Source organism: Leptothoe sp. EHU-05/26/07-4 (assembly GCF_043421015.1).
Taxonomy (GTDB): Bacteria; Cyanobacteriota; Cyanobacteriia; order Phormidesmidales; family Phormidesmidaceae; genus Leptothoe; species Leptothoe turfae.
Genome location: NZ_JAXSQV010000002.1, coordinates 1,322,602 through 1,340,669 on the forward strand (window position 1 = coordinate 1,322,602; position 18,068 = coordinate 1,340,669).

Genomic DNA, 18,068 nt, shown 5'->3' on the forward strand with positions numbered 1-18,068 from the left:
GCATTCAGATAAAGCTTTTAGACTTTAACAGAATGTTTTATCAACTCAAGTACTTGCAATTAAATGACATCTCATGTTTTTGTTGCAGTATTTTCAGAGCTTGCACTAAGCCTTTTTGAATTGTTTGACAGTGCTTAAATATTGATTGAGAAATGGCAACCCACCAATGGCAGGCAGGAAATAGCGAGAGGTGCACAGAACTCCCAAGGCAGCTCCGGTGGCCGCACTAAAATAGGGTGCATAAAGAGCAACTAAGGCGGCATCACGGGTGCCGACACCGGCAAAGGTGAGGGGCAACAAACCAGCCAAAATTGCTAAAGGCGAAAGGGCAAAGCTGATCACAGGTGGTGCCCAGGCATTCAGCGCCAGGATAAAGAGCCAAATCTGCAATAGGTGCAGAAACCAAACAAAGATGGACATGCCAGCAATGCGGGTGAGCTGGGTAGGATTACCCCAAAAATAATCATGCATTTCGTCCCAGGAATCTTGAAACGAGGCTAGCTTTTCGGCAATTTTTTTAGGGGCAATGCGGCGCATTGTGGTGAATCCTATTCTGGCAAACCTTTTGGACCCCAACATCAAAAGACCAAAAATTAAACCGCCGAGAATGCCCGCAGTCATGGTCCAAAAGAAGGCATCTTTCTGGGGGTAAAGGATGAGGCCAAAAGCACACCACAGTAGCAGCGATAACATGTCGCAGGCTTTTTCAAAAATGACGATGGATAGAGATAGGGTGCCGCTGAGATTACCCCTCTCTTTCATAAAGTAGGATTTAGCAATGTCTCCCATTTTTGAAGGCAGCACCATGTTGAGTACGCTGGCGGCCAAGATTAGTTTGTTGGCCTCCCAAATGCTGAGTTTTGCCTGTACAGGAATCAGCTGCTTTAGCCGCCAACCCGTGAAAAATGTAATGGGGATGACCATACCCAGGCTCACCACCATCCAGAAAGGATCGCACTCTCGGAAAACTTTAATGAGCTCGGGAAAATTGATCTTGTTGTACAAGATCACCAGGATGAGGGTGCTAACAAAAATAGATATAAAACGTTTCATATGATTTTTATGTGGAGAGATGTTCCATGGAACGTCTGTACATTAGATGAAAAATCAAGCCTACAATTGCCGTTCAACCTGGAGAGGTTGAGCGGCAGAAAGAGAATGCACCTCATTAGTTAAATCTTTCCAGGGTTGCAGCTGACCTGACTGAAATGTACGGCTCATGACGACATAGATAGAGGTCTGGTCACTACCGATACCAGCGGTGAGAACATTGTTCCAGCCGCTGGTAGCTATAAGCTTATCTATGAGCATCCAATGACCGTCTTGCCATTGAAACACTCGCTGAAATCGGAATGGAGCGTCATTTTTGCCGGTAATCAGCATCTTTTGCAATAGCTTGCGAATTAGATTAGGGAAAAATCGACCAACCGTTAGCATCACCACCCGCAGAATCATTAGATTTAGGGGGGTCATTTGCTTTTGTTTAGCCCAACCTAAAGGGCCTTCGATGGTGATTTGGTTCTCCTGGATGTCGTATTGATAATCGCCGACTAAATGACCAACGGCATTTTTTATCTTGCCGCTGTCTTTTACCTGTAATGAAAACTGGGTATCTGAAAGGACCAGCTTGTTATTACGGAAAAACTTAAAGGCTCCACCTTTATTTAGGGCCAGGTAAAGCTTTGTGTCGGCTCGCTGGTCGATCAGAATGCGGGCATTGGGGAACCACACGCGCCCCAGATGTGGGGGCTGCGTCGGTGGGCGAACATCGACAAAATCTTTCCAGGTCAGCAAATAATTCCAGGTGTGGTGACCAACAATGTGGTCATCGGCATAGCAAGAGCCACACCCATTTTGCAGACCTTTGAGAAAGCGGTCGTTGAGACTCAGGGCTTCAGGCATCCAGCGACCCACTAGCTCGAAGCCGTGGGGGAAATAGTTGTAGGTGTTGCGGCTGGTGTACTCACCGCCATAGGAGCCATCGGGGTGGACAAAATGGCTAGCAAGACGGACACCGTTTGCGATCGCATCCCTTAACCGCTCATCGTTGCGATCGCCCAGGTCATACACCCGTGCCAAACAAGCAATCGTCAGGGTGTGATATCCCGGATCGCAGCCCTCATACTCCTGGAACCATCCCTCAGAATCCTGCCAGGACAGCACCTGCTCCAATCGTTGCTGAATTGCCCCCTGCCATTTCTGCGTATTCAGTACCCGAGAAGCTAGTTCTAAACACAGCACAATCAGTGCCTGGTGATTGGTCAGACGACCGCTTTCTTGGTGGTGGGCTAACCAATCAGCCCGAGTTTCAAAAAATTTGAGAGCTTGCTGATTCTCCAGTTTCAACAATCGATAGCTTTCTAAACAGGCTAATAACGAAAACGCAGCTGCCCCACCCGCTCGCTCAAAGGGGAAATAATCATCACAGGACCCATCTGGGTGGGCACTCTTCGCCGCAAACAAAATTCCTGCTTCTACCCAGGTCTTAATATTGGGCTGCTGATAGTAAGGATTATCCGGCAGTGGCATATCGTAGACCAATGCCAGGGGCCATACAAACTCCTGGGACATGCCACTGGGAAAGTCAATAATCTTGTATTGCCAATAATTGCGATCAAAGCAGCCATAGTTAGGACTGTGGGGGTTACGGTCCTGCAATGTCAGAATTTTAGGAATTTCAGCGAGGGCGGCTTTAGCAAATAAGTCTTTCATATAAGCGGGGGAATAAACATAGGGTGCGGTTGAGGCACAAAACCCAACAAGGCAAAGAAATCCAGGAGCGCAGGAGGGTGGGCACCGTCTACCAAAAAGAATAAAGCGTTATCTCATTTCTTTCTCCCGATGCTTGTTCATGTGCTCCTCAATCTCCGACCGTCGCAGACGCAGCTGAATATCTTCCAACAGCTTCCGGTTAGCCGACATCAAATCGGCAATCAAACCAAAGATCCAGCACTGAACGCCAATCAAAATCAAAATGGCTGAAAAAATCAGACTGGGCACATGACTGCGCCCGGTTTGCTCAAACTCAGTGAGAAACAACCAGATCCAGCGAACACTCAGTAAAAAGCCCAGCCCAAAGGGAATCGCCCCCAGAATCGTAAAAAACGACAGGGGACGATAGGTGATAAAGATGCGCAGAATCGTAAATAGAGACCGCTGCACATAGGACGTAATGCTTTTAACCAGACGAGAGGGCCGCAGATAGCCGTTGGTACGAATAGGGACCGATGCAACCGCCATACCCTTTTGCCCAGCTTGAATGATGGTTTCTAAGGTATAGGTATATTCGTTAAAGACGTTAAGCTGCATGGCCGCATTGCGACTGATGGCGCGAAAGCCGCTGGGAGCATCGGCAACGGGGGTATTGCTGGCTACCCGCACAGCCCAGCTACCGAGGCGTTGCAGTATCTTTTTGATGGGCGAAAAGTGTTGGATTTCCATGATCGGACGTTCGCCGACCACAATTTCAGCCTCACCATGGAGAATTGGCTCAATGAGCTTAGGAATATCCGCTGCACAGTATTGATTGTCAGCATCGGTATTAACGATGATGTCGGCTCCAGCCTTGAGGCAAGCATCTAACCCAGCCATAAATCCACGGGCCAGTCCTTGGTTATGGTCAAAGTTGACAACGTGGTCCACCCCCCACTCTTTGGCGACATCCACCGTGCGGTCAACACTGCCGTCGTTAATGATCAGCCATTCAACGTGATCCACACCAGGCACCTGCCGTGGCAGTTCCGACAGGGTAACCCCCAGGGTATTTTCTTCGTTGTAACAGGGAATTTGAATAATAAGTTTCATAGGAGATGCCTGTGATGCTTGCCTAGAAGGGGATTTGGCTCGACTTTAGTTTAATAGGGGGCTTTAACCCGATCTGCCAGCTGAAGCGTAGGAGCGCGATACCAATGGCTACCATGGTGGCTGCGATCGCAAATCCAACCCATATGGGAAGACCGACGGCGGGTAAAAACCACCACCATACGGCCACAATCCTTAGCAGTTCAGCTTTCGTAAACTCGCCACGCGGTGGCGGTTCGCCAACATTGCTAATGATCTCTTGCACAGGGGTATTAAATGCATCCGTTAACTGTCGCCCAGCTGCGCCCCAAATATTAAAAATCGGTGCCTGGGAAGGCTCACTCCAAAGCGACACGGTTTGCATCAGCAAATCCATACTTTGGTCAGAAACCTCAGCAAAATAGCGCTGATAGTAGGTCAATAGTATGGGGGCATTGACCAAGAAACCCAGCACGATCAGGCCCACTAACGGCATCCGCCAACGCTTACCCAACAGACCAACAGCGACCATCATCGCCGGCATGATGGGGACTAAGAAACGAGGCCCCCAATTCCAACCATTAAAGTCCCAACCGCTGTGCAGCAGCCAAAAGCTAGCCACAATGCCAAATAGAGCAACAAACTCCAACTTACGACGCTGCCACAGTACCCAAAAACCAACAATGGCCAAAATTGTGGGAGGGCAGTACCAAAATAAACCGCCGCCGCTACCAGGACTAACTAACTGCCCTAGAGCCCGCATCAAAAAGCCGTCTCCGCCTAACTGCGAGGTGTCTTGCCCCGATGAGGTAAAACTGCCAAACCGGACATAGTTATAGGCCAGAAAAAGACCAACACCGATAGTGGTGCCAATGCAGGGGGCCAAAATACGGTCCCAGCTACAGCGTCGCAGCAAAAAATATAGGGCCAACACCGGACCCAGGAGAATACCAGCCGGTTTAGCCGCAATGGCCAAGGCAACCAATAACCCGCTTGTCCAATGCTCCCAACGATATTTTCCAAATGCCAGATAGAGAGCCAGGGTAATGATGAACGCTAAAAGCGGCTCAGCAAAAAACTCACGGGCGTATACCATGGCCGTGGTACCAAAGGCATAGCCAATGACGGCGATAAAGGCCCCCCGACGCTGCCCTCCCAGTTTCAGCGTTAAGGCATAAATCAGGATAGCGGTAGCAGCTGTTAGCAAAATGTTGAGCACCAGCCCTAAACTTGCGGACGTGTACCTCACAGGCAAGTTAAACATCTCGCCAAGGATCATGCCGAACCAAACAAAGGGCATGGCAATGATGGGCAGTAGTGGATAACGAATAGAGTAGAATTGTCCATCCGGTCCCTGGATGCCCCCTGTCCCTTCAGGAATAGAAAAATTACCCTTTTGAATCAGGGATTGGGACATGTGCAACATATCGTTGCCATCCACACCCCAAATACCTGGTTTGAGGAAGGCCAAATAGATCAGACTAATAGCAACAAATAAAGCAATGGTTGGACACCCAAAAAGCTGATGGTGTTTTGCTGGTGGATCCTTTACCTGGCCAGTCATATGGAAATTTAATTGGTGTTCGCGTGTTTAGAAATCAAAATAAGAACCAGCCTAAATCTTGAGGATTAAGCCAACAGCTTGCTCAAAATTCAAAACTTTCTAATACATGGTGCCCGCTGCCTCAATGGGAGACAGCAGCGGTATCCCCTTTTCTATTAAATCGGATATTAAAAGAATTGATAGGAAGAATGCAGGTGTTCTCATTCTCGCCATAGGGCAATTCCACCCAGCAGCCCCAATACGTTTGGTACAATGGCAGCATTAGGTGGCAGCTTCAGAGTGATGTGCTTGGTTTCACCACCGCCGATGTAGAGGTGATCGTAGTTGAATAAGTGCCCAAGGGAATCCATGGCCTTTTGCAAGCGGCGGTTCCATTTTTCCTTACCCACTCTTTCAAGGGCAGCCCGGCCTAACTGCTCTTCATAGGATTCTGCTTTGCGAAAGCGATGGTGAGCCATTTCTAAGTTAGGCACCAGATGACCATTGACGAATAGGGCAGAGCCAAATCCAGTGCCCAGGGTAATGACTAACTCCACACCTTCCCCTGAGATTGCCCCAAAGCCTTGAATATCAGCGTCATTGGCTACTCTCACAGGGCAGTTTAATCGCTGAGTTAAGCGTTCGGCTAAGGGATAGTTAACCCATGATTTGTCCAGATTGACGGCGGTGTAGGTGATACCGTGACGCACCACACCCGGAAAACCAACGGAGGCGCGGTCAAAAGCGGGTTGGTCAGCAGCGAGTTTTGCGATCGCATCCATCACCGTCTCCGGTTTAGCTGGTGATGGGGTTTTGAGCCGTGCTCGCTCCCCCAGGGGTTGACCCGCTGCATCTAGCAGGATCACTTTAATGCCGCTGCCACCAATATCGATGGCCAATGTAACCGCTGCTTTTTGATCGGTTGCGGCTTTCTGGGTGTCAGGTTGATTGGGGGCAGGTTGCTTAGTGGTTAGCATGGAAACTCCTTGGCCAGGTTAGGTGGTAATGGCAAGTGCCTCCTATTCTGCCCCTCGATCACTCACGCCAACGCTGGGGTGGTTCGAACCGATAAATTTCTTCCAAAACTGTTACCCAGCCAGTTGCCACATCGGCCAAAATTTGCTCGCCCTTTTCCGCCGTGGCTACGGTTGCATCCCCGACAACGCCACTTTTAGAAATGTCACGGGTGGTCCAGCTAAAGGGCAGCGCACCTTCCAAGCTTAAAAGCGTTTCATGATCAGGTTTAGGTGGATATTCTTTAACGGCTCGGTCCATGTGAACCTGGTCGGGTAAAATCGCCAGCATCAAACTGGTTTCAGCATCCCCGGCGTGAATACCCTCCTGACGCTCCTGGGGGTTTAGCAGCTGGCCTACCTGGTGGGGCACTTGCCAGACAAAGTGGGGAAATACCCAAAAATCCGGCTGTCTCTGATGGATATCGCGGGCCACAATGTCCAGGACCTGGGGTTGTCCGCCATGGGAGTTAAGGAATACTAGTTTGCGAAACCCAGCACGATAAACACTCTCTGCTACATCTGTGAGCACAGCCATTAGGGTTGACGCTGATAGGGTAATGGTGCCCGGAAAACCCCAGTGCTCGTTAGATTTGCCATAGCAAAGCGGCGGCAGGCAATAGGCCGGAATCGATGGCTCTAATTGCTCCAGGGCACGGCCAATGATGGCGAGTCCCAGGGCTGTATCAACCGCTATGGGCAGGTGAGGGCCGTGTTGTTCAATGGCACCCACAGGTTGGATAATCACAACCTGCTCCTTATCAGCCATGGTGTCGATGTCTTGCCAGGTGAGGTAGGGGTAGAAGCGATGGGACGGAATAGTTTGGTTCATCATAAGCGGGGTAGAGACTGTAGAGGCATTCCATGGAACGCCTCTACAGTCAGAAATTGGAGCTCTTAATTAATTCTGTGCCCTAAGCCAATACACGTAAGCTTCTAAAAGAAAACAAAAAAAGATTGACAATATAATCTTGCCTTCTGTATATTTGAATACAGAAACGAAACGTTCATTCCTCTCCGGATTAATTGCATCTACCAGTTGCGTTTGGTCTTGATGGGAACGGAAGTAGGAAGGGTGGCCATTGACTGTTAGCCATTGACTGTCCAACTGAAGGAACGCGCCTCATCTTAACTCTCTACGCTGATTATTAAGGAGGCGAAATCCATGCAACTGTCTTACCGTGGAGTTAAATACACTGTTCCTGAGCGCAACGTCGCTGTTGAAGATGGTGATGTTGTTCGTTACCGTGGCGCATCTTATCGTGTGAAAAAGGCTGTAGGCTCTGCACATGGTCATGTACATGGTCTAAAGTATCGCGGTGCTCAGGTCCGCTAAGGTTTAGCGTTTCCCTTTCGTTACAAGGGTGCGTATAGAACAGCTATACTGTTCCATTCAATTTGTTTTGATTTCACAGGTTCCTTCTAGTTTGAAGGAGCCTTTTTTATTAGACAATTGAATATCATTCTTGCTTCTTGACCTGGGGTATTATGCTGAGAGCCATAAGTCTGTTGTGCTGTGCTCTCTTTCCTAGCAGGTTTATCAATAGGATTATTGTTTCTTTTGGTTGCCCGCCTACGTTCTGGTGCTAGGCGGAAAGCTTTGTTTGAACGTATCAGTATCCAGCCTGAGGCCCAATTTTTTTCTTACGAAGCTCAGATTGCCAGCGCCATTGCCAATCAGAGCACACTGGTGGATGAGCTACAGACTGAAGTCGATGAAAACAATCGGGTTCTACAATATGCACCGTTGGGGTATTTGAAAATCGATGAGGAAAATCGTCTGCTCTGGTGTAACGCTAAGGCCAGACAGCTTTTAGGGATTGAGCAGACTGACTACACATCCCCCAGATTGCTCCTGGCGATCGCAAGATCCTATGAGTTGGACCACCTTGTTGAACAGACTCGTAAAAGCCAGATTGAGTGCAAAAAGGAATGGACACTCAGGTCGATTTCCCCTGATCCCGCCAATGTTTTAGAAGGACCGGTCTATCCCTTGAGCGGTTACGGCATTCCGTTAAGTCGTGGCCATGTCGGCATATTTCTGGAGAACCGCCAGGAAGCCGTCACCCTGGCACAGCAACGGGATCGCTGGACGTCAGATGTGGCCCATGAGTTAAAAACTCCGCTAACGTCAATTCGTTTGGTGGGCGAAACCCTACGCAATCGGATTGATCCCAGCCTCGTCAACTGGGCCGATAGACTATTGCGGGAAGTGAATCGTTTGAGTGCGTTAGTCGATGACATGCTGAGCCTAAGTCATATAGAACATCGCCAGCAGGAGCAATTAGAAGAAGCCGACTTGGTTAAGTTACTACAGCAGGCGTGGCAAAGTTTAGAACCCCAGGCAAAACAGTGGGATAAGCATTTGGAGTACCAAGGGCCTGACCATGCGATCGCAGCCGTTAACAGCGGATTGATATATCGTATGTTGCTCAATTTATTGGACAACGCATTGAAATATAGTCCCTCGCATCAGACTATCCATGTCCATTACCAGCCTTCTGAGAAAGCCGGTATTCAGGGCATGTTACTCGATGTTTTTGACTGTGGTGAAGGTTTTTTAGAAAAAGATTTGGCCTTTGTTTTTGATCGTTTTTATCGCGCCGATGTATCACGCACTCGTTCGGGGGATGATGCGATCTCAAAAGGCACAGGATTGGGATTATCCATTGTTCAAAAAATTGTGGAGTTTCATCAAGGCACTGTACAAGCTCGCAACCACCCTGAAACTGGAGGCGCTTGGCTACAGGTTTGGCTGCCCAAGTCTCTGAACAGGACAGATGCAGACTATTCGGTGTCTAAGTAACGTGTTCATTACGTAGAATCACTGATGTACACTAAGACAGAGCTTCAAACTTTTCTGTATTAACAGGCTTAGTTAAAGTGCTGTAACATGCACCCGAGGTTGATCTTCAAAAGAATATATTTGGTTGGGAGCATTGTCTAAGCTGTTATTGTCTAAACACGTGTCATCCGACGAAAAACTTCAGAAGCTTCTGTCACAGTGGGGTGTGGCCTCACGACGTCAGTCGGAGTTGTTGATTTCTCAAGGGCATATCACCGTCAATGGTGTTAAGGCCCACATTGGTCAACGGGCCAATCCAGCGGTGGATGATATTCGGATTGATGGCCGTTCTCTCAAACCAGACAATCGTCCAAAGAATCACTATGTGCTGCTAAATAAGCCTCGGGGCGTAGTTTCCACCTGCGATGATCCCCAAGGTCGCAAAACGGTGATTGATTTGCTTCCCCAGGAACTACGTCAAGGCGATGTTCGTTTACATCCTGTAGGTCGTCTAGATACGGATTCTACTGGGGCACTGTTACTCACCAACCATGGCCAACTGACTCAAACCTTGACCCATCCCCGGCACCATATTTCCAAAACCTATCGGGTGAGGGTACAAGGTTCTCCCAATCAGGCCAGTTTAGACCAGTGGCGTCTTGGTGTGAATTTAGCAGGCAAAATGACCGCGCCTGCAGAGGTTAGGGTGTTGCACCCTAACGCCCCTACGTTGCTAGAGATTGTTTTGCGTGAAGGTCGTAATCGTCAGATTCGTCGTGTTGCTGAGCAATTAGGTCATCCTGTCATTAGTCTTCATCGCAGTGCCATTGGTTTTATCTGTCTAGGAGATTTACCGTTGGGGCATTGTCGTCACCTAACATCAGAAGAGACTAAGAAACTCTTGAGTCTTCTCTGATTCACCATTTCCAACAACGTATGCTTGGATCACGTCAGTGTGGTTAAATTGTTAAGAAACATTTTGAACTTATGAAACGGCAAGGCTACACGAGTAAACCGCAGCATGAGCAGTTATTGGCCATAGGGTCTATGCTACGTGATGCTCGTGTTGCAAGTGGTCAGACGCTAGACGAAGTGGCCGGTAAAGTTTTAGTTCGTTCCAGGCTGTTAATGGCCCTAGAAGAAGCTCAAACATCTGAGCTGCCTGAGCCTATCTATATTCGTGGTTTAATCCGACGCTACGCGGATGTGTTGGGTCTTGACGGTAAGGCTCTATCTCAGAACTATGTGGCAATGCCTGCCCTGAAAGGAGGGGGTCGTAACTGGTCCCATGAGTCTGTCCAGCTGCGTCCCTATCACTTGTATGCTGCCTACGTGGCCCTAATTGCAATCTCAGTCAGCGGCTTGTCATACCTCATGCAGCGTGCAATTCCGCAAAATGCCGCTGAGCCCATTGTGGATTCTGCCACTGCTGAACAGTTAGCTCCTCGACAAGCTGCGCCCACGGCACCTGCTCAAGTGTCACCTGAGCAGGCCGAGACAACGCCGGCTCCTAAAGAGCCAATTGTGGTAGATGTCGAGTTCGTTCAACAGTCTTGGGTACGCGTGACGGCTGATGGCGATGAGGCGTATGAAGGGATTTTGCAGGAGGGAGCTGAACGTTCCTGGACGGCTCAAGAGTCTCTGACTATTCGTGCCGGTAACGCAGGGGGCGTGGTTTTGACCTACAACCAAGGAACGGCCAAACCCATGGGTAAACCTGGCACCGTCGTTGAACAAACGTTTACTCCCAGCACACCGGGTGAGCTAGCCAGTTTAGTCTGGTAGTAGCATGCCCCTACTGGGTTATCCATGGTTAATCGGGTTTAATGAATTCGGATTTTATATGACAAGGCAGCGTTGCCGTTACCGTTGTTCCTTGTCCAGTCTGGCTCTCTAGCTGGATGCGGCCTTGGTGGTTAGTGATGATGGCTTTTGCGATCGCTAATCCCAACCCCGAGCCTGCTCCATCACGACGGCTGCGGGCCTTATCTACCCGATAAAACCGGTCAAACACTTGGGGCTGTAGTTCTTTTGAGATCCCAATACCGGTATCGCATACGGTTACTTTGGATGCCTCTTGGCCTTGCCATTGAGTAGTATCTAGAGTGACGGTCACCTTCCCCTCGGGGGTGTACTGGATAGCATTGCTAATCAGGTTCGTAAATAGGCGAATCAACTGGTCGCGATCGCCAGGCATGGACACCTCAGATGGCATGGGATTATAAATCAAATCTAACCCCTGACCCTGAGCTACGAGAGACTGTTCTTCAATCACGTCTAATAGCAGTTTATTAAGGTCCAGGTACTCCCACTGCATCGGTATTAGCCCCCCATCCTGTCGAGCCAGAAACAGCAGGTTGTCGACTAGGCGACCCAAGCGCCGGGTCAACCGTTCTACCACCTGCAGCTGACTGTGCTGAAACTCCACATCCGGCTCAGGATCCGCCAGCGCCACCTGCACATTGGTTTGGATGACGGCAATGGGATTGCGTAGTTCGTGGGAGGCATCCGCCGTAAACTGCTTGAGCTGCTGATAGGACTGGCGTACCGGGGCCATGGCTAGCCCCGACAGGAGCCAGCCAATGGTGCCAGTGGCCACCATGACCAGCCCAGACCAAACACTGAGATCGATTACCAACTGACGGCTGGGTTTGCTCACCTCAAACCAGGGATGACTAACCCGCAAATAGCCCAGTACCTGGTTGTTGATCTGCACTCGGCGGCTAATTTGCCGGAGTACCTGATCGGTATCCTCGCCATCGTTCTGACCATTGTTTGAACGATGTCTAAGATGCACCGTTTCCCCAGCAGCATTTACCTGAAGTGGCAGGTTGCTAGGGACTGACAGGGTACTCCACTGTAGTTGACCGTTGGGACCAAACCATTCAATGTCAATGTGGTCGTCTTCTAGGGTCTGGGCATTATCGCGAAAGCTATCTTCCACATTCACCTGTAGGGGAGCTTGCCCTTTAACACCTGCAGCGGTCAGCACCCGACCTGAGGATGGTGCTGCGGCTTCGATCACCAATGAGCGCTGCACCACCTCTACCACATGATTTAGGGTGTCATCTACCCGCTCCACCAGCGTATTGCGCACATAGAAGTACACGCCGCTGGCAAAAAGGATCAGCAGAATACCGGTGATGGCCGTGTACCACAGCGCCAAACGGCGGCGGGTGGTCTGGAACATGGGAGATTGTGTCAATGAAAAACCTCAGGATTAAAATGACAGCAGCAGGATGATTCTGTTTTAAGCCTGACAGAAAACATGCTTAACAGAAGCTGGTCAGATAAGTGAGTTCACGACATCATAGATTGTGTAACACTCTAAACTTTTGCTCCATCTGCCCTACTGAACTATGACAGCTCAGCTGACAAAATCTTTTCCCATTCCCATTGCCCTTGAGCAGCAGCGAGCTTTCTTTGCTTCGGGGCAGACTAAACCTTTAGAGTTTCGTCTAGCTCAGCTGGCCAAACTCAAGCAGGCTATTATTGACCGTCAATCAGACATTGTAGCTGCGGCTAAGGCTGATTTAGGACGACCTGAGTTTGAAGCTTATTTTGAAATCGCCACCCTTTCAGAAATTAACCTGGCGCTCAAAAAACTCAAACGTTGGATGAAGCCCAAGCGGGTCAAGTCAACGCTGGAGAACTTTCCGTCGTCGGCATGGGTACAGCCTGATCCGTTAGGCGTAGTCCTGATTATTGGTCCCTGGAACTATCCGTTCCAGCTGATGGTATCGCCGCTAGTGGGTGCGATCGCAGCTGGAAACTGTGCCATTCTGAAGCCATCTGAGCATGCCCCCCATACAGCCAACGTTGTTTCCGACCTGATTGCCAATACCTTTGACCCCAGCTATGTCACCGTATTTGAAGGAGATGCCAGCGTCAGTCAGCAGCTACTGGCCGAAAAGTTTGACCACATCTTCTTTACGGGTGGCACTGCCATTGGTCGCATCATCATGGCAGCTGCGGCGAAGCACCTCACGCCTGTAACCCTGGAGTTAGGCGGCAAAAGCCCCTGCATTATTGATGCCGATATCAACCTTGACCATGCCGCTAAGCGGATTGCCTGGGGCAAGTTTATCAATGCTGGCCAAACCTGTATTGCTCCTGACTACCTGCTGATTGACCGCACCGTCAAAGATGCATTTTTAGCCAAACTCACAGCAGCGATTCGTGAATTCTTTGGTGATGACCCGTCCCAGAGTGCTGACTTAAGTCGTATTATTAACCAGCGGCAGTTTGACCGATTAACCGCTCTCCTCGATAGCGGTGATGTGCTTATTGGGGGGCAAACGGATGCTGGCACTCGCTACATGGCTCCCACCGTGTTGAATAACGTCACTTGGGAGTCTCCAGTGATGGAGGATGAAATTTTTGGTCCCATTCTACCGATATTAACCTACGACCAATTTGACCAGGCCCTGGCTCAAATTAATGCTCGCCCCAAGCCTTTAGCCCTTTATCTCTTCTCTCGGGATCAGGCTAAACAACAACAGGTATTAACCGGCACGTCATCCGGGGGCGTTTGTCTCAACGATACGGTGTTGCATATTGGTGTTCCCGATCTACCTTTTGGAGGTGTGGGACAAAGCGGTATGGGTAGCTATCATGGCAAAGCCACGTTTGATACCTTTTCCCACTACAAGAGTGTTCTCAAAAAGACATTTTTGTTTGATTTAGACTGGCGTTATGCGCCCTACAAGCCAGCTAAGCTAGCCCAGATTAAAAAGCTTGTTACCCGGTAATTACAGAGGAAAACCTACCTATGGCCTATGATTTTGACCTGTTTGCGATTGGTGCTGGTTCCGGTGGCATTGCGACCGCTAGACGGGCTGCCCAGTATGGGGCAAAGGTCGCAGTGGCAGAATTTGATCGCTTGGGCGGCACCTGTGTAAACCGGGGGTGTGTGCCCAAAAAGCTCATGGTGTACGCCTCTCATTTTGCCAGCCATGTGCAAGAGGCCGCAGGCTATGGTTGGACGTTCGAGCCAGGTAAATTTGACTGGTCTCGCATGCTTACAGCCGTCAACGACGAAGTCACTCGGCTAAATGCCATCTATCAACGCATGATTGACAATGCGGAGGTGACTCTCTTTAAGGGCCATGCCCGAATTATGGATCCCCATACGATTGAGGTGGCAGGACAAACAATCACAGCGGAGAAAATTTTGATTGCCGTTGGCGGCAAGCCCAGTAAACCCAACATTCCGGGGATTGAGCTGGCCATCACCTCCGATGAGATTTTCCACTTAGCGCAGCAGCCCAAACGCATGGTGATCTTTGGCGGTGGCTACATTGGCTGTGAGTTTGCCTGTGTCCTCAATGCTTTGGGAACAGAAGTCACCCAAATTATTCGACGCGATAAGATTTTGCGAGGCTTTGATGAAGATATTCGCACCGAGGTCCAAGATGCCATGCTGCGCCACGGCATCCGCATTATTAATGATGAGCTGGTTAGCCTTGAGAAAACCAATGAGGGACTTCAGGTTAATCTCAAAAATAACAACCTGGTATTGACTGATGTTGTTGGTCTTTCTGCCCTGGGGCGTATCCCTCGACTAGAGAATCTGGGTTTGGAAAATACTCGGGTAGAGGTGAAAAATGGAGCCATTGTTGTCGATGCCCATAGCCAGACAGCAGAATCCAATATCTATGCCGTAGGAGATTGCACAGACCGCATTAACCTCACGCCTGTCGCCATTAATGAGGGGCGGGTGTTTGCCGATACCCACTACGGTGGCAAACGTCGGGTAATGAGCCATGAAAATGTCCCTTCAGCCATATTCACTACACCAGAGGTGGCCACGGTGGGTATGACTGAAACCGAGGCCATGGAGAAATATGGCGAAGTCGCCATTCGGGTGTATCGGTCCCGATTCAGACCGATGTACTATACCCTGCCTAAGCTAGAAGAAAAAACGCTTATGAAACTGATTGTGCATGTGCAGACTGATAAGGTTCTGGGGGCACATATGGTGGGTGATGCTGCCGCTGAGATTATTCAAGGGGTGGCGGTGGCGGTCAAAATGGGGGCAACGAAAGCAGATTTTGATGCCACCGTAGGGATTCACCCGAGCTCGGCAGAAGAGTTTGTCACCATGCGGTAAACAAGTGAATACGGGAAATCGTATTCCTGGTGTAGGGATGTTCCATGGAATGTCCCTACACCAGGAACAATTAACCCCCTAATTTGTTATTAGTGCCTCGATATCCTTAGCGTGTGTTGGTAGATCTTTTGTGATGACCTCACAGCCATTTTCGGTCATCAGCACATCATCTTCGATGCGGATACCTCTGACATCACTAAACTGGGCTAGGCGGTCCCAGTTGACGATGTGGGCATAGCGATCGCAATTGCCCTTATCCTCCAAAATGCCCGGCACCTGATAAAAACCAGGTTCAATGGTCACGGCCATGCCCGTCTGTAAAGGCCGATCAAGACGCAGAAAGCCGAGGCCAAAACGGTCACTACGACTACGACCGCTGGCATACCCTGCCAGATCGCCCAAATCTTCCATATCATGCACATCTAACCCCAACAGATGACCGACACCGTGGGGAAAGAACAACGCGTGGGCATCTTGTTCCACCAGGTCATCAGGCTGGCCGATGAGAATACCAAGGTCTACCAAACCCGCTGCCAGAGTTCGACAGGCCAAGAGATGCAACTCCCGATATTCCACGCCAGGTTTGGCCGCCTCAATGCAAGCATCATGGGCTGCCAAAACCACATCATAAAGGTCCCGTTGAGTCGATGAAAATTTGCCACCAGCAGGCCAGGTACGGGTAATGTCTGACGCCCAACCCGCCTTGGTTTCTGCCCCCACATCCGCCAACACTAAATCGTTTTCCCCTAGGGCATAGTGGTAATGGTTGTTGTGGAGAACTTCACCATGGACCGTCACAATACTGTTATAAGCACAGGCCATGCCATGGGCCATGATCACCTGTTCCATGGCTGCCCGAACATGGGCCTCAGTCAGGTTTTTTCCCAGTTTTGTTGCCGCCATGCCTGCCCTGTGGGCTGCGACTGAAACCCCTGCGGCACGACGCATCTCATCCAGGGCATAGTCATCGTGACACATGCGTAATTGCACAATAGCCTGGAGTAACGCCAGATCTTGATCCTGAGATTGTTTGGCGATAGGAATCGAGCGATTTAAAAGTTGTTCCTGGTGCACCGCTGTGGCATTATCTTGTACCTTGAGAGTTGCCACCTGATCGCCCACAAAATGTTTTAAGTCTTCTAGGGGCAGGGCTTTGCCAGCACCAATTTTATGGGCCAACTCAGTGCGACTAGGGCTAGGACCATGCCATAGTGCTTCAGCCGGTGTCGCCTCATCCATAAATAACGTTAAGTGCCCATCTGCCATATGAATGACCGCATTTTCCAAGGGCAGCCCTGCAAAATAAAGAAAGTGACTGCTAGGTCGAAACGGATGGGTGTTAGCCGGAAAGTTGCGTGGCGTTGCTTGCCCCGACCAGAGTAAGACCGGGTGATCCAGGTGCTTTGCCAATTGCTGGCGACGGTGTTCAAGGGATTTTGCAAGGCTGGAAGCAAATGGCATGTTAGAAAACAGAAACGATCAATCCGAAGGGTAGGCAACGCCCACTCTCCTATCGTAACCGGAGCCTTTGATATGGTTAGGTATGACTGATACGGAGTCTAAATCAAAATTCAAAGAATCAAAATTTAAAATTAAAGCCTATGGTGCCTGCAAACGATGCGGAAAAGTTGATCCTAGACCTGGTAACCCCTGTGGAGGCTTTAGAAACAGCGGCTTTAGGGGACTGTTTAGGACGAGTTTTAGGCCAACCCATAAGTAGTCAGCTGGATTTTCCCCATTGGGATAACTCAGCCATGGATGGCTATGCGGTGCGGTACGACGATGTAAAAACAGTACCCGCCACATTGACCGTTGTAGAGGAAATTCCGGCGGGACAGGTACCTAAATGCGAGCTACAGACGGGGGAAGCAGCTCGCATCTTTACTGGGGGCATGGTGCCCACGGGTGCCGATACCATTGTGATTCAAGAAAATACCCAGCGTCAGGGACCGCAGGTAACTGTATTGACCGCTCCTTCAGCCCAGGCTTTTATCCGTAAGCAGGGTAGCTTTTATCAGGCAGGTGCAGAGTTATTAAAGCCTGGCATCAAAATTGGAGCTGCTGAAATAGCCGTGCTAGCGGCAGCGCAGTGTGTGTCAGTGCCTGTGTATCGACGCCCCCGTGTGGCAATTTTATCCACCGGAGATGAGTTAGTTGATGTAAACCACCCCTTAGCACCTGGGCAAATTGTGGATTCTAATCGCTATGCCTTGGCAGCTTTGATCGCTCAAGCAGGTGCGGTGCCTGTGCCGTTAGGAATTGTGCCAGACCAAAAGGCAGCCACGCGGCAGGCGATTGCTGATGCCCTCAATCAAGCGGATGTCGTGATTTCATCCGGTGGCGTGTCTGTGGGTGACTATGACTATGTGGACCAAATTTTGACTGAATTAGGGGCGACTATTCACATTCGTTCGGTGGCCGTAAAGCCTGGCAAACCCCTGACGGTGGCTACGTTTGGGAGTGGGAAGAATCAGCAACTTTATTTTGGTTTGCCGGGTAATCCGGTCTCATCGCTGGTCAGCTTTTGGCGCTTTGTGCAACCAGCCCTGCGTAAGCTTTCTGGTCTGGAGACCCGTTGGTCACCGACCTTTGTATCGGCAAAGACAGACGATGATCTCAAGGCCGGTGGTCAGCGGGAGACTTATTTATGGGGGCAACTGTCCCTAGGTAACGATGGCTATCGATTTACCCTGGCGAAAGGAGGACATAGTTCTGGAAACTTAATTAATCTGAGTCGCACCAATGGCTTAGGCAGGGTGCCGCTTGGGGAAACCCTGATTCAGGCAGGCAGCACAATTAAAGCCATGGTTTTAGGTGATGTGTAATCTTCTTAAG

General features: G+C 49.9%; 15 protein-coding genes and 1 riboswitch. Of the genes, 7 read left to right on the plus strand and 8 right to left on the minus strand.

What is annotated here, in order from left to right:
• Positions 1-105 precede the first annotated feature (105 nt).
• From U2F10_RS07380 to U2F10_RS07405, 6 genes are all read right to left on the minus strand, one after another.
• A complete protein-coding gene (locus U2F10_RS07380) occupies positions 106-1,053 on the minus strand; it encodes a lysylphosphatidylglycerol synthase transmembrane domain-containing protein (protein ID WP_163669080.1) in 948 nt (315 codons plus the stop codon).
• A 60-nt stretch (positions 1,054-1,113) separates the two neighbouring features.
• Positions 1,114-2,712, minus strand: coding sequence for a hypothetical protein (locus U2F10_RS07385; RefSeq protein ID WP_163669078.1), 1,599 nt, complete (start codon positions 2,710-2,712; stop codon positions 1,114-1,116).
• Between the two features lie 108 nt (positions 2,713-2,820).
• Positions 2,821-3,804, minus strand: a complete 984-nt coding sequence (locus U2F10_RS07390; RefSeq protein WP_163699191.1) for a glycosyltransferase family 2 protein — start codon at positions 3,802-3,804, stop codon at positions 2,821-2,823.
• 22 nt (positions 3,805-3,826) lie between these two features.
• Positions 3,827-5,344 carry a hypothetical protein gene (locus tag U2F10_RS07395; RefSeq protein WP_499871519.1) on the minus strand — a complete coding sequence of 506 codons (1,518 nt, stop codon included), beginning with the start codon at positions 5,342-5,344 and terminating at the stop codon, positions 3,827-3,829.
• A gap of 200 nt (positions 5,345-5,544) precedes the next feature.
• Positions 5,545-6,300, minus strand: a complete 756-nt coding sequence (locus tag U2F10_RS07400; RefSeq protein ID WP_490793050.1) for an ROK family protein — start codon at positions 6,298-6,300, stop codon at positions 5,545-5,547.
• 58 nt (positions 6,301-6,358) lie between these two features.
• The gene (locus U2F10_RS07405) at positions 6,359-7,168 is read right to left on the minus strand and encodes a creatininase family protein (protein WP_006519531.1); all 810 of its coding nucleotides are present in this window, start codon (positions 7,166-7,168) and stop codon (positions 6,359-6,361) included.
• A gap of 170 nt (positions 7,169-7,338) precedes the next feature.
• A riboswitch (Glutamine riboswitch) is annotated at positions 7,339-7,459 on the plus strand.
• A 42-nt stretch (positions 7,460-7,501) separates the two neighbouring features.
• Between U2F10_RS07405 and U2F10_RS07410 the strand changes: the two genes are divergently transcribed.
• The 4 genes from U2F10_RS07410 (at position 7,502) to U2F10_RS07425 (ending at position 10,906) form a co-directional block, all read left to right on the plus strand.
• Positions 7,502-7,672 (plus strand): DUF4278 domain-containing protein, encoded by a 171-nt coding sequence (locus U2F10_RS07410; RefSeq protein ID WP_006519530.1) that lies wholly within the window; start codon positions 7,502-7,504, stop codon positions 7,670-7,672.
• A 264-nt stretch (positions 7,673-7,936) separates the two neighbouring features.
• Positions 7,937-9,142: a PAS domain-containing sensor histidine kinase gene (locus U2F10_RS07415; protein ID WP_499871521.1), complete on the plus strand. Its 1,206-nt coding sequence runs from the start codon at positions 7,937-7,939 to the stop codon at positions 9,140-9,142.
• Positions 9,143-9,302: 160 nt separating this feature from the next.
• Positions 9,303-10,037 (plus strand): pseudouridine synthase, encoded by a 735-nt coding sequence (locus U2F10_RS07420; RefSeq protein WP_163669068.1) that lies wholly within the window; start codon positions 9,303-9,305, stop codon positions 10,035-10,037.
• Positions 10,038-10,108: 71 nt separating this feature from the next.
• Entirely contained in the window at positions 10,109-10,906 is a 798-nt protein-coding gene (locus U2F10_RS07425; RefSeq protein ID WP_163669066.1) for a helix-turn-helix domain-containing protein, read from the plus strand.
• A 28-nt stretch (positions 10,907-10,934) separates the two neighbouring features.
• On the opposite strand, the gene U2F10_RS07430 is transcribed toward U2F10_RS07425, so the two are convergent.
• Positions 10,935-12,311: a sensor histidine kinase gene (locus U2F10_RS07430; protein ID WP_499871522.1), complete on the minus strand. Its 1,377-nt coding sequence runs from the start codon at positions 12,309-12,311 to the stop codon at positions 10,935-10,937.
• A 169-nt stretch (positions 12,312-12,480) separates the two neighbouring features.
• On the opposite strand from U2F10_RS07430, the gene U2F10_RS07435 reads away from it, so the two are divergent.
• Together U2F10_RS07435 and gor are read left to right on the plus strand one after the other, a co-directional pair.
• The gene (locus U2F10_RS07435; RefSeq protein ID WP_163669062.1) at positions 12,481-13,872 is read left to right on the plus strand and encodes an aldehyde dehydrogenase; all 1,392 of its coding nucleotides are present in this window, start codon (positions 12,481-12,483) and stop codon (positions 13,870-13,872) included.
• 20 nt (positions 13,873-13,892) lie between these two features.
• Positions 13,893-15,233 carry a glutathione-disulfide reductase gene (gene gor / locus U2F10_RS07440; protein WP_499871524.1) on the plus strand — a complete coding sequence of 447 codons (1,341 nt, stop codon included), beginning with the start codon at positions 13,893-13,895 and terminating at the stop codon, positions 15,231-15,233.
• Between the two features lie 78 nt (positions 15,234-15,311).
• Here gor and U2F10_RS07445 read toward each other — a convergent pair whose 3' ends face one another.
• A complete protein-coding gene (locus U2F10_RS07445; RefSeq protein WP_163700907.1) occupies positions 15,312-16,694 on the minus strand; it encodes an aminopeptidase P family protein in 1,383 nt (460 codons plus the stop codon).
• Positions 16,695-16,834: 140 nt separating this feature from the next.
• On the opposite strand from U2F10_RS07445, the gene U2F10_RS07450 reads away from it, so the two are divergent.
• A complete protein-coding gene (locus U2F10_RS07450) occupies positions 16,835-18,058 on the plus strand; it encodes a molybdopterin molybdotransferase MoeA (protein WP_499871526.1) in 1,224 nt (407 codons plus the stop codon).
• The last annotated feature ends 10 nt before the right edge of the window (positions 18,059-18,068 follow it).